The organism is Arthrobacter sp. AZCC_0090 (assembly GCF_014207375.1).
Lineage (GTDB): Bacteria > Actinomycetota > Actinomycetes > Actinomycetales > Micrococcaceae > Arthrobacter.
In genome coordinates this window covers 47,666-59,522 of the sequence record NZ_JACHEE010000020.1, presented here as the reverse complement: position 1 = coordinate 59,522, position 11,857 = coordinate 47,666, and the positions used below count along the sequence as shown (strand labels likewise).

General features: G+C 62.7%; 9 protein-coding genes and 1 pseudogene. 8 read left to right on the top strand and 2 right to left on the bottom strand.

The features are described from left to right. Nucleotides 1–323 (top strand): annotated as a pseudogene (locus tag HNP00_RS22110) (3-methyl-2-oxobutanoate hydroxymethyltransferase); the annotation flags it as partial. 135 nt (nucleotides 324–458) lie between these two features. On the opposite strand, the gene HNP00_RS22105 reads toward HNP00_RS22110, so the two are convergent. Further along, nucleotides 459–1,592: an MFS transporter gene (locus HNP00_RS22105; protein WP_221451736.1), complete on the bottom strand. Its 1,134-nt coding sequence runs from the start codon at nucleotides 1,590–1,592 to the stop codon at nucleotides 459–461. Nucleotides 1,593–1,690: 98 nt separating this feature from the next. After that, nucleotides 1,691–2,794, bottom strand: coding sequence for an NAD-dependent epimerase/dehydratase family protein (locus tag HNP00_RS22100; RefSeq protein ID WP_184741861.1), 1,104 nt, complete (start codon nucleotides 2,792–2,794; stop codon nucleotides 1,691–1,693). Between the two features lie 164 nt (nucleotides 2,795–2,958). Here HNP00_RS22100 and HNP00_RS22095 point away from each other — a divergent pair, with 164 nt between their 5' ends. From HNP00_RS22095 to HNP00_RS22065, 7 genes are all read left to right on the top strand, one after another. Then, nucleotides 2,959–3,771, top strand: a complete 813-nt coding sequence (locus tag HNP00_RS22095; RefSeq protein ID WP_311770650.1) for a CoA ester lyase — start codon at nucleotides 2,959–2,961, stop codon at nucleotides 3,769–3,771. A 438-nt stretch (nucleotides 3,772–4,209) separates the two neighbouring features. Beyond that, nucleotides 4,210–5,430 (top strand): ABC transporter substrate-binding protein, encoded by a 1,221-nt coding sequence (locus HNP00_RS22090; RefSeq protein ID WP_184741860.1) that lies wholly within the window; start codon nucleotides 4,210–4,212, stop codon nucleotides 5,428–5,430. A gap of 215 nt (nucleotides 5,431–5,645) precedes the next feature. Further along, a complete protein-coding gene (locus HNP00_RS22085; protein WP_184741859.1) occupies nucleotides 5,646–6,509 on the top strand; it encodes a branched-chain amino acid ABC transporter permease in 864 nt (287 codons plus the stop codon). Continuing rightward, complete coding sequence (locus HNP00_RS22080) at nucleotides 6,510–8,333, top strand: ABC transporter permease subunit (protein ID WP_184741858.1); 1,824 nt, start codon at nucleotides 6,510–6,512, stop codon at nucleotides 8,331–8,333. It abuts the gene before it with no gap. Continuing rightward, nucleotides 8,330–9,058, top strand: coding sequence for an ABC transporter ATP-binding protein (locus HNP00_RS22075; protein WP_221451735.1), 729 nt, complete (start codon nucleotides 8,330–8,332; stop codon nucleotides 9,056–9,058). Before HNP00_RS22080 ends, HNP00_RS22075 begins: the two co-directional genes overlap by 4 nt. Nucleotides 9,059–9,140: 82 nt before the next feature. Next, complete coding sequence (locus tag HNP00_RS22070) at nucleotides 9,141–10,604, top strand: aldehyde dehydrogenase (protein WP_260405122.1); 1,464 nt, start codon at nucleotides 9,141–9,143, stop codon at nucleotides 10,602–10,604. 57 nt (nucleotides 10,605–10,661) lie between these two features. After that, nucleotides 10,662–11,747, top strand: a complete 1,086-nt coding sequence (locus tag HNP00_RS22065; RefSeq protein WP_184741856.1) for a zinc-binding dehydrogenase — start codon at nucleotides 10,662–10,664, stop codon at nucleotides 11,745–11,747. The last annotated feature ends 110 nt before the right edge of the window (nucleotides 11,748–11,857 follow it).

Sequence of the window (11,857 nt, the reverse complement as noted above, 5' to 3'; positions counted from 1 at the left end):
GGGGACGACTCTCAGCGGCTAATAGAGGACGCCGCGGCCTTGTCGGAGGCCGGCGCTTTCGGTGTGCTCATGGAAATGGTGCCGGCATCAACCGCCGCAGCCGTTGATGCCGCCGTCTCGATTCCGACGATCGGCATCGGCGCCGGGAGTACGACCACGGGGCAGGTTCTGGTGTAGCCGGACATGGCAGGCCTGCGCAGCGGTAAGATGGCAGGATTTGTCAAGCATATGCGGACATTCGAACCGTATTGGCCGACGCCGCCAAGGCGTACGGCGATGAGGTCCAATCCGGGCGGTTCCCCGGCCCCGAGCACTCTTTCTGACGTCTCTCGACTTCCCCAATAGGCGTCGTGCGAAGGAGAGTGCATCCGGAACTGACCTGGGTCGCCAGACTCATCTCGACACTAGGAGCCGCTCGCGCTGATGGCTTCGACGGGTGGCGGATCGGGATATACCCCTTAGTTTTGTCGGGTGGCCGCGTATTTCGGCACGAACACCTTCAGGGCTGCGGCGGCGCCGAGGCCCACGGCGCCGAGCGCTGTGATTCCGACTGAAAGCGATGTGCCGACCGCGATGGCTGACAAGATAGCGGGCCCTGCTGCATATCCGGAATCACTGAGAACGCGCCAGATCCCTAGGAAACGGAGGCGACCAGCGAGAGGGGCCGCGTCGGCGCCGAGCGTCATGAGGGTTCCTGCTCCTATGCCGCTACCAACGCTCATGATGATCGCCACGGCCGTGAGAGAAGCGGGATCCGAGGTGAAAGGAACAGCCGCGATGGCGCCGCCGAGCACGAGCATCCAAGGCAGCGCGACGGCTAGTCTGCCGAATCGGTCGGCGATCTTGCCAGCCGGATAGAACAGGAGCATCTCCACTGCTCCCGCCGTGCCGAAAATCAGGCTGGTCTCGGCGGCCCCGATTCCCTGGTGCGCGGCCCACAAGGGTACAACCGTCTGCCGGGCAGCCAGTACCGCGCCGCAGCCGATCATCGTCACGCCGAGGGTGGAGAATATGATTCGATGCTCGATGAGAACGGCTCGGCTCGACTTCTTGCCTCGAATCGCTGTCCCCTGGCCTTGCGGCGGTGAGATATCCGCGATCACGAGCAACAGCACCGCGGCACACAGCGTGGCGGCGATGGCCACGAGATACGCGCCGTTCAAGCCTATTGCTTTCACGACCACAGCACCGATGAACGGCCCGACGAAAAGGCCGACGCGATGAGAACCTCCGAGGGTCGACATCGCCCGTGCCCGATGGGCGGGAGCCACCACGTCGGCCAGGTACGACTGTCTGGCCAAATAGAACGTCGCCGTTGACATGCCCGAGAGCAACAGAGCGACAGCGAAGAGCGCGATGGATGGACTGAAATAGCAGCCCAGCAGAGCCACGGTTTCGAGCCCGGCCGCCAACACCATCGCCCGACGGTCCCCGTAACGCTCCGCAAGCCACGAGGCAGGAATGTCGCCGAGCACACGACCGATACCAAGAAGCCCCACGAGCAGCGCCGCGAGCGCGAGAGGGGCACCGAGTCCGACCGCTGTCAGGGCGATGATCGGGGCGATCGCGCCGTTCCCGATCTCATAGATCATGGCGGGCAGAAAAACCGACGGGGTGAGCTGGCGCAAGATCGGGCCAAGCGGCGGTGGGGGAGTGTCGGGCGATGCGAACCCTTCAGCCTCGGCCATCGTTACGCAGAACGACGCGAGACGCCGGGCAGTATCCTCTGCTCGATCAGTGATTCGATCGCTTTTCGGTAGGTGGCCTCGGTATCGCGGACTTCGGTGAAGCCTGCCTGCTTCACCTTGATGGTGCTCACGAGCGTGGGCGGTTGGGGTGTCTCTACACCGTACCCGAACGTGTAGTCGGCGTACATGTGTGATTTGCCCACGACATCGAGTATTGACAAAGGAAGAAGATCGTACTGCTCAACGATGCGATTCCACGTCTGACCATGCTCGGGCAGAAAGCGCGCGAGACTGACGGGAGTCGGTTCGGCCGCCTTTATCTGAAAGATCTCGGCGAATGTCAGCCACAATTCTTGCCACGAGAACACCTCGCCATTGGTCAGGTTGAAATGCTGTCCCCAGGCCGACGGTGCGTGGGTTGCCCACCGTATCGCTTCGGCGACCAGGTTGACGTCCACTGACTGTCTCACTGGGTTGATTTGGCCACCGGGAAACCCGAAGGGCAAATTTTCCTGGCGGCAGATCGCGGCATACGCGCCGATGACTGATGGCGTGCTGTATGCGACGCCGTATGCGTTCCCAACGACCTGAACTGGTCTGAAGATGGTCCAGTTGTAGCCGTACTGTTCGGCCGATTGTTTCAGAAAGTCTTCTTGCAGCCAATAAAAGTTCGGGTGCTCGTCCCGGGGGTGGCGTTCTCGAGCGGGAATGGGGATGGGGTGCAGATGTACTCCATAGGCCTTCGTGCCCTGCATGGTGGTGACGTGTTCGAGATTTCCCGATCGGGAGAGGGGCTCGAGAACGTTTCGCAGCATGAGCAGGTTCGTCTGCATCTGCTCGGGGTCCGACCATCCAGCAACCAAGCCTGGCTTTTCGAAAGCGGCGGCGTAGACGACATGAGTGACCGGTGGCAGCCGCTCGAGCGCCGCGGTGGTCACGTCTGAATCGAGCAGGTCTAGTGGCAGGTGGGTAAAGGGTGTTCCCGGAGTTACTTTTGGCCGGCGCCGCGAAATTGCGGTCACGTGCCAGCCGTGATCGCCGAACTGCTGAACGGCGGCTGAACCAATTAGTCCGCTGGCCCCCACTACGACGACAGATTGTGCCACTGCGGCTCACCTCTTTGTATCCGTTTGAATGCACCGGCGCTGGGGCATCCGGACTGCAGAGCAGTACCACCTTGCAATCTAGTAAAAATAGTTAGCCATGTATAGTAGTTTGTGTGAAGCGTTCATCCGGCCCGCAATCGCGCGATGCTACAACTTTTCTTTTCGTGCCTGGCGATCGGCCCGATCGCTTCGGTAAGGCCATGGCTGCCGGGGCTGATGAGGTCATTATCGACCTCGAAGACGCCGTCGCCCCGGGAAACGCAGAGGCGGCCCTTACCAATGCCCTGTCTGCGCTCGTTCCAGGCGGTGACATGCGTGCGGTGGTTCGCGTGCACTCGACCGACTCGGAATTGTTCGAGCCGCAGCTCGCAGCTCTGCTCAGCCTGTCTTGCGTCACTGGCCACGGTTTGCTGGGACTCATGGTGGCGAAGGCCGAGGATCCCGTGGCGATACGTGAGACTCGGCGGCGGTTGCCCAGCGGACTCGCGCTCATCCCGCTGGTCGAAAGTGCGCGCGGACTACGAGCGGCCCAGGGCATCGCGGCACTGCCGGGTGTCACCAGGCTGGCTTTCGGGGCCGTAGACTTCTCGCTCGATGTCGGCGCCGAGCTGGATGCTGAAATACTCGATTACGCGCGCGCCAGTCTCGTCATCGCGGCCCGCGCCGGCGGCGGCTCGGCCCCAATCGACTCGCCCTCGACGGAGATCACAGACACGGATAAGGTACTCAAGGTCGCAACGCGCGCCAGGCGCAACGGCTTCGGCGGAATGCTCGCGATCCATCCGGCGCAGCTTGGCCCGATCGCAGCAGGCTTCGCCCCGTCGGCTGAAGAAATAGCCTGGGCGGTCGAGGTGCTGGACAGTGAGGGTGGGGCGGCGCAAGTGCGGGGGCAGCTCGTCGACCGACCGGTGACTGAGCGCGCCAAGAACATCCTGCTCAGACAGGCGTCGATGGACGCGCCACGAGTCGACCTGTAACTTCTCCTTGCGCAGGCGATCATGTCCAGCGTTCGTGTCGGCAATAGGTATGACTTCGACATCTCATCCCGAGTCCACCCAGGCCGATGATGGCTACGCTCTCACCTGACCACACCTGCGCGGCACGAGTCACGCGGCATAGGGGTCTTAATCGAATCAGTCGCGACTGCGGCACAGTCAATGTCGACGTTGTCGGGGACTCGCGCGCGCAGAGTCAGGCCTCGAAGAACGAACGACTCGCAAGAGCCGATCTGTTGACTCTTCCTGGGTCCTTGGTGGTTGCCGACCAGGAGACAACCAAACCTTCAGCAGTCAACGCCCACTCTCTCAGGAATATTCAATTGGCAAAAGAGTAGACTCTAGGCACCAAAGTGTTCTATGTTGAGCAGAGTGATTATGGCTTGAGCTCCGGCCATTGCCGTGAGGATTGAGCATTCGATGAAAGGAAACAATGTGGTTTCGAAGAAGCTAATTGCGGCGTTGGGTGTCTTGTCGAGCCTGTTCCTCACTGCGTGCACCGGCGGAGGCGCCGGAAACGCTCCGGCCAGCGGCGCGGGCGGGACTTACAACATCTATGCGTCCTACCCGGTCACGGGAGCACTCGCCACGACTGCCAAGACGGTGATCACCGGGCTTGAGGCGGCCGTTGAGGACATCAACACTTCGGGTGGCTTCGGTGGCCGACAAGCCAAACTCACGATTGTCGACGACCAACTCGACCCGGCTAAGGCAGTCACACTTCTCCAGCAGCAAATCGACAAGGCGAAACCTGACCTTGTCCTTGCCGGCGTCACCAGCAACATTGCGCTGGCCCTGCTTCCGTTGACGACCCGGAATGAAATTCTCACTATGACGCTCGGTCAGTCGTCGAAAATCAGCGACCCGGCGAATTTTCCGTTCGCATTCTCTCCGACCGTGCCCAACGTCCAGGATGCGAAGGCCGTCACCACGCAACTGCTCAGCCAGGGCATCAAGAAGGTCGGCATGCTGACGGCGAATGACGCCAACGGTACCGACACGGCGACTGCCTATGCCGCGGCCTTCAAGGCTGCCGGGATCGAGGTCGTTGCAGACTCGTACGCTGCCGCCGATATCGACATGACGGCCCCATTGGAACGTCTCAGTGCGGACGACCCTGATGGCCTGGTGATGCAGGCATTCGGTCCGGCTGCCGGCTACATTCTGACCGGAATCACCAAGCTCGGCTTGGGCATCCCGGTCGTGGCCGGGATCTCGCTCTCCGCCGGCAACAACCTCGGCACGATCAGCTCGCCGGCTGACTGGAAGAATCTCACCATCAGCGCGTACCCGATCAACACCGCCAAGCGTGATGAGTCCGGCAGGCTCTTCAAGTCGCTCATGGCGCACCTTAAGTCGAGCGGTGCCAAGCTAACCAATGGCATGAACCAGGTCGCGGACGGTTTCGACATGCTTCAGATTGCCAGGCGCGGAGTCGACCAGGCAGGCGCAGTGGACGCTGCATCCGTGTCGAAGGCACTGGAGAACCCCAGGCCCCTTGATGGAACAGCCCCCTACGTTCGCTGGGGAACCCAGACCTTCAGCCCGGAAAGCCACTTCCTCGGCGTCTCCGCCAAGGACGCTTACGTCTTCGTCAAGCCGGGCCCGTACGTCGACGGCGTCATCCAGTCGATCGGTTAGTGCGTCTGGCAGGTGCCATTCCCCGGCTTCGGGGAATGGCGCGGGCCCTGTCACACGTTCAAGATGCGACGTGAAACGCGCGTCGCTGGCACTCCGCCCGCACTCCGCCCGCACCCGGCCTTGGCGGCTGCGAGCGGAACAGTATTCTCACCGCGTGGCTGCGACCTCGTTCCCGGCTGCCCGAGTGTGAGCAACAATCAGAAGGGTCAACGTAGGTGATACTTTTATGGGCAGGCTTGGCGATCGGCGCCGTCTACGCGCTTGTGGCTGTTGGCTGCAACATCGTCTTCATCGCCTCGGGTGTCTTCAACTTCGCCCAGGCGTACGTCCTGATGATCGGCTCGTTCACCGCGCTGATCTCCGGTGCGCAACTCGGTCTCCCGCTCTGGGCGGCCATCATCTTCTGTGCGGTCGTCGGAGCCCTGGTCGGGGCTGTCGAGGAAGTTGTCGCGATTCGGCGCCTCAGCGGCAAGGGAGCGGACAACGAACTGGTCACGACGCTGGGGTTCAGTGTCATCCTCTCCGGTATCGCCTTCGTCATCTGGGGACCCAACCCCCTTTCCGTTTCCTACTTCGCCGGCCAGACTGCCTTCGATTTCCTGGGTGGCCGGATCGAGTTCTCCGATGTGCTGCTGATCCTGGTCTCAATTCTGGTCGCCGGCGCGACTGGCCTGTTCGCCCGGAAGTCCATCATCGGCCTCGCCGGACTCGCGACGGCTGAAGACAGGGCGGCAGCGATGCTTCGGGGTGTCAATGTGAAGGCTCTGTCATTGGGAGCCTTTGCGCTCGGTGGTGCGCTCGTGGCAGCAGGTGCACCCTTGGTCGCCTCGAAGACCCTGGCCAGCTACTCGCTGGGCGACAGCATCGCTGTCAAGGTCTTCGTCGTTCTGGCGATCGGGGGTATCGGAAGTCAGCGAGGCGCGCTGGTGGGCGGATTCGCCGTGGGACTCGTTGAAGTGTTCTCTGCGCGCTATTTGGGCGGGGACTGGGCCGGCATCTCGGTCTTCATCCTTTTGGTCATCGTGTTGCTCGTCCGCCCGTCGGGGCTGTTCGGGCAGATAAAGAAGCGGGTGGTCTAATTGAAGATTTCGCAAAGGGCCCTGGTCACCAGACCCTTCTGGCTCATCCCGCTCGCCGTCGGGCTCATGGTTCTGGTACTGCCGTTCCTGGGCATCGGTGCGGGAATCCTGCAGGTCGTGATCTCGGTCGCGTTGCTGGCGCTGCTCGTGCTTGGCCTGAACATGACCTTCGGCTACGGCGGAGAACTCGCCCTCGGACAGTCCGCCATCTACGGGGTCGGCGCGTATTTCGCCGGATACCTCGCAACGCAGAAGTTCGACTTGTCGATAGGGCTCCTGGCGGCGATTCTGGCGGCAGCGGTGATCGGACTGATCACCGCTATTCCGGGAATCCGATTGGGCGCGTGGTCGCTCGCCATGGTCACGCTGTTCCTGGTTTTGCTCTTTCCCAATTTCGTCACTCTGCTTCCCGAATTCACGGGCGGGCAGGCCGGCCTGAGCGGCATCCCCCTGCCCGTGCTGTTCGGTGTGAAGCTGAGTGCCACCGGCTTCTACGTGCTCGTTATCGGCGTCACAGTCCTGACATTTGCCTTGTTCCGGAACTTCGTGGCATCCCGCCACGGTGTGGCGCTGAAGGTCATGCGGGAGAGTCCCGTGCTCGCACGGTCCCTGGGCATCTCGGTCCCCAGGCTCAAGCTGACCGCCTACGTCCTGAGCGCATTGCCTGCGGGCGTCGCCGGAGCATTGTTCGCCTCCCAGCAGGGCTACCTCTCGCACGGTTCATTCGGATTCCAGGCCCTGATTCCGATAATCGCTGCCTCCGTGATAGGCGGAAGTGCCAGCATATATGGCGCCCTCATCGGCGCCGCGATCATGGTCATTGGTCCGCTGAGCACGGTTGGGCTGCAGGAGTATTCGCTGATCTTCTTCGGAGGCTTGCTGCTCATCGCTGGCCTGTTCTTCACCGGCGGTCTCACCTCCGTCGCGAACAAGTTCATCTTGGCGAAGTTTGTCGACCACAGGGCGCTCGCGCCCGACGTCGAGGAGGTGCTGCGGAACCCATCGGCGCTTGAGCACATTGATGGCAAGGACATGATTGCCTCGGCTATCACCATGGACTTCGGCGGGAACCGGGCCCTGGACGGAGTGAACCTGGAGACGAAGCCGGGCCAGATCACCGTTCTGATCGGGCCCAACGGCTCGGGCAAGACGACCTTGCTCAACGTCATCAGCGGGTTCTATCGGCCGACGTCGGGTGTCGTTTCCATCGAAGGCGACGCAATGGAAGGAAAATCGGCTCACCGCTTGGCCATGGCCGGTGTCTCCCGCACCTTCCAGACTCCGGTCGTCCCCAGGGAGATGACGGCCGTCGACGTCGTGGCAAGCGCTCGATTCTCACGCTCCCGAACCTCGATCGTGGCGACGATGCTCAGGATGCCAAGCGCCCGCCGCGGCCAGGTCAATGACCGGGCAGAGGCACTGAGGCTGCTATCCCTTCTCGGGATCGCCGAGCTGGCCGACCGACCGGCTTCAGACCTCCCCCTGGGAACCCGCCGCTTGCTCGAAGTCGCCCGCGCACTCGCCGGGGACCCGGCGGTCGTCCTGCTGGACGAGCCGGCATCAGGCCTGGATGAAAATGAGGTCGAGGCGCTGGGAGATCTGATCCGTGCGTTGCGGGATGCCGGCGCCAATATCGTCATCGTCGAACACAACTTCGAGATGATCATGGGCATCGCAGACCAGGTCAACGTGCTCCATCTCGGCAAGATCATCGCATCCGGGCCACCCAGTGTGGTTCGCGACGACCCGGCGGTGATCGAGAGCTACCTCGGAAAGGCGGCTCGGGACCTGATGACTGCGGGAAAAGAGGGGGCAGCATCATGATCGGTCTGGACGTGCGTGACCTGGTCACCGGCTACGGTGAAATGAAGATCGTCCGTGGGGTCAACTTCACCTGCCGGGTCGGTGAGATCACAGCGCTCCTTGGCAGGAATGGAGCCGGCAAGACGACGACCCTGTCGGCGATCGCCGGCTTGTTGCCGACTCTGGGCGGGAGCATATCAATCCTGGGCGCCGAGCAGACGGACGGAGCTTCGCAGCGGATCCACGGGGGGCTGGGCCTGGTACAAGAGGGAAAGCGGGTCTTTCGTTCCCGGTCGGTCGAGGAGAACCTCCGTTTGGGAGGCTTCATCCATAGAAGGCGGCGCGGCTTCATCTCGGATGGGATTGAGAAAGCCTACGAGCGATTTCCGGTCCTGAAGACGAAGCGTTCCGACGCGGCGGGGATGCTGAGCGGCGGCCAGCAGCAGATGCTGGCCATCGCCCAGGCCCTGATGGCGGAACCGAAAGTCCTGATGCTCGACGAGCCGTCCGCCGGACTGGCGCCTTCTGTCGTTGATGAGGTCTTCGGCGAGATCAACGCCCTGAAGAAGGAGGGGCTCTGCGTGCTGCTCGTGGAGCAGCTGATCGACAATTCGCTTGCCGTCGCGGATCACGTGGCCGTACTTGACCGGGGACGGATCACACTGGACTGCCCGGTGAATGAACTCGGCGACTGGGACGTCCTGCGGGAGAGCTACCTGGGCGCCCCCGTGATCGTCGAGGGGTGATGCTCCGATCAGAGCGAGCCCTCGAAATCCCGCTTCTTCGTAACGAACCATTGAAATAGACAACAGAGGAGCTGCAGTGCCGATGCTCGATACACACAGCAAGACCGATCTGCTCCAGGGCGCCATTGTCGTTGGAGACGACATCCGCCTGGAGGGCGAGGGCCGGATGACCCATGTCAACCCGGCTACCGGCAGGGAGCAGGCGGACTTCCCGCAAGCTTCGGCCCGTGATGTCGATGACGCGGTCGTTGCCGCACGCGCCGCCCAGCCGGTCTGGGCGGGCCTTCCCGCCGCGCGCAGGCAGGAAATCCTCAGGAACCTCTCCCGGCTTATGGTGGAGCAGGCTGACGAGTTCGCGACGATCAACGCGCTCGAGACCGGGACCCCGTATGCAGGTTTCCGGTCCATGATTGTCAACCGGTTTCCTGCCTGGTTCGACTACTATGCCGGCTGGATCGAGAAACTCCACGGCGACACGATTGATTTGGACCCTGGCCGGGCCTTCCTGTTCACCACCAAGGAACCCGTCGGTGTCGTCGCCAAGATCCTGACTTGGAACGGCCCGCTCAATAACATCTACATGGCGGTGGCCCCGGCACTCGCCGCCGGTTGCGCCGTCGTCATCAAGCCCCCGGAACTCGCCCCCTTCGGGGCCATCCGGTTCGGCAAACTGTGCCGCGAGGCGGGCTTTCCGGCCGGTACGGTCAGCGTCCTCCCCGGCGGCGCGGCCACCGGGGATGCTCTCACCCGGCATCCGGGCATCGACAAGATCAGCTTCACCGGCGGACCTGCGACCGCACGGATCATCGGCGCAAACACCGCGCAGACCATCACGCCCCTCGTTCTGGAGCTCGGTGGCAAGTCGGCCCACATCGTCTTCCCCGACGCGGATCTCGACAGCGTCGTCGCTCAGCAGACCGCGTTCTGCCGCCTCGCCGGACAGGTCTGCACCTCGCCGACCCGGCTGCTCGTGCATGACGAGATCTATGACGAAACCGTGGCGCGCGTGAAGGCAGCGTACGAGGCCATCACCGTGGGGGACCCGTTCGACCCGAACGTCATTATGGGGCCCGTCATCAGCGAAGGCGCCCGGGATCGCATCCTGGGAATGATCGACCGAGCCCTCGCCGACGGCGCGACCTTGGCCACCGGCGGCGGTCGCCTCGGCGGGGACCTCGCCGACGGGTTCTTCGTTCCACCAACGCTGCTGACCAACGCCGCACATGACAGTGAGATCTCCCAGGAAGAGGTCTTCGGCCCAGTCGTCACGATAAGCCGGTTCTCGACAGCGGAAGAGGCGATCGCGATCGCCAACGACTCGCAGTTCGGCCTCGCCGGCTTCGTGCACACCCGCGACATCAACAAGGCGCTGTGGGCGGCATCCAAGCTCGACGCGGGGACCATCGGGATCAACGGTGGCGCATCGCCCGCCTCTTACGCAGCGCCCTTTGGCGGCGTGCGCAATAGCGGCTACGGCCGTGAGGGCGGACGCGAGGGGATCGAGGAGTTCCTCCGCGTCAAGACCATCAATGTCGCCTTGTCGTAGCTCCCGGGCGACACCAATCGGTACCTAGACAAGATCCACCAGAACAGGGGTTCAAACGTGCTTGCATCGCTTATTCTCGAAATGCCCGGCAAACCGGTCATTGCACAAGTCACTATCGACGATCCGAAGCCTGATGAAGTGCTCGTGAAGGTTGCCGCATGCGGCCTCTGCCACAGCGACATCCACATCATCAACGGCGCGCTGCTCGGCGCGGTCAACGCGCCAGCAGTGATCGGGCACGAAGTCGCCGGTTACGTGGAAAAAGTCGGAAGCGCAGTCACGGAGTTCGCGGTCGGCGACAAGGTCGTCGGTTGCACCTCCAGGCACTGCGGACACTGCCAGCAGTGCCTGGAGGGATTCACGCAGCTGTGCGCGAATCGCCGCAACGTCCAACGCGACTCCCCGCGGCTAACGTACCAAGGCCAGGAGGTCGCGCAGGGCGGCGGCCTGGCAGGCTTCGCCGAGTACCTGCTCGTGGGCGAGGACGCGCTTGTGAAGGTGGCCGACGAGATGCCCCTGGACATCGCGGCACTGCTCGGCTGTGCAGTCACCGCCGGCGCCGGCGCCGTCATCAAAGCGGCGAAGGTCAACGCCGGCAGCATCGTCGCGGTGTTCGGCGCGGGCGGGGTCGGCCTCAGCGCCATCGAGGCGGCCAGGATGAGCGGCGCACGCCAGATCATTGCGATCGACATCGCCGAGGACAAGCTCGAGTTGGCGAAGCGATTCGGTGCCACCGACGTCGTCAACGGACGCAACGGCGACACCGTTGCGCAGATTCGTGCGCTGACCGGCGGCGGAGTCGATTTCTCCTTCGAGTGCATCGGTCTGCAGCAGACCATGCTCGAATCGGTCGAGATCCTCAAGCCCGGTCACGACGCCTACTTCGTGGGCGTACCGGGACAGAACGTCACCATTCCGCTTCCCGGCGCTTCCCTGATTATGAACGGGAAGGGCGTGAAAGGCGTTCTGATGGGTTCCAATAACTTCAAACTTGATATCCCGATCATGGCCGACCTCTACCTCCGGGGACAGTTCCGCCTTGATGAACTGATCGGTGAGCGTATCCCGCTCAGCAAATTGGCGGACGCCATCGAGCGTATGGAGAGCGGCGCCGTCGCCCGCACGGTGGTCGTGTTCGACTGATCTGAGGAGCCCGACTCCGGTCCTGCGTCCTGTGTTCTGGAACGGATGAAATCTACAAGGATAGCAGAAATACACTATCCCATGACCTATATTGTTTAGCTATTTATCTT

Bases quoted from the DNA above. Each gene is read 5' to 3' on its own strand.
- HNP00_RS22090 (WP_184741860.1), top strand. From the start codon at position 4,210: ATGAAAGGAAACAATGTGGTTTCGAAGAAGCTAATTGCGGCGTTGGGT.
- HNP00_RS22075 (WP_221451735.1), top strand. From the start codon at position 8,330: ATGATCGGTCTGGACGTGCGTGACCTGGTCACCGGCTACGGTGAAATG.
- HNP00_RS22105 (WP_221451736.1), bottom strand. From the start codon at position 1,592: ATGATCTATGAGATCGGGAACGGCGCGATCGCCCCGATCATCGCCCTG.
- HNP00_RS22070 (WP_260405122.1), top strand. From the start codon at position 9,141: ATGCTCGATACACACAGCAAGACCGATCTGCTCCAGGGCGCCATTGTC.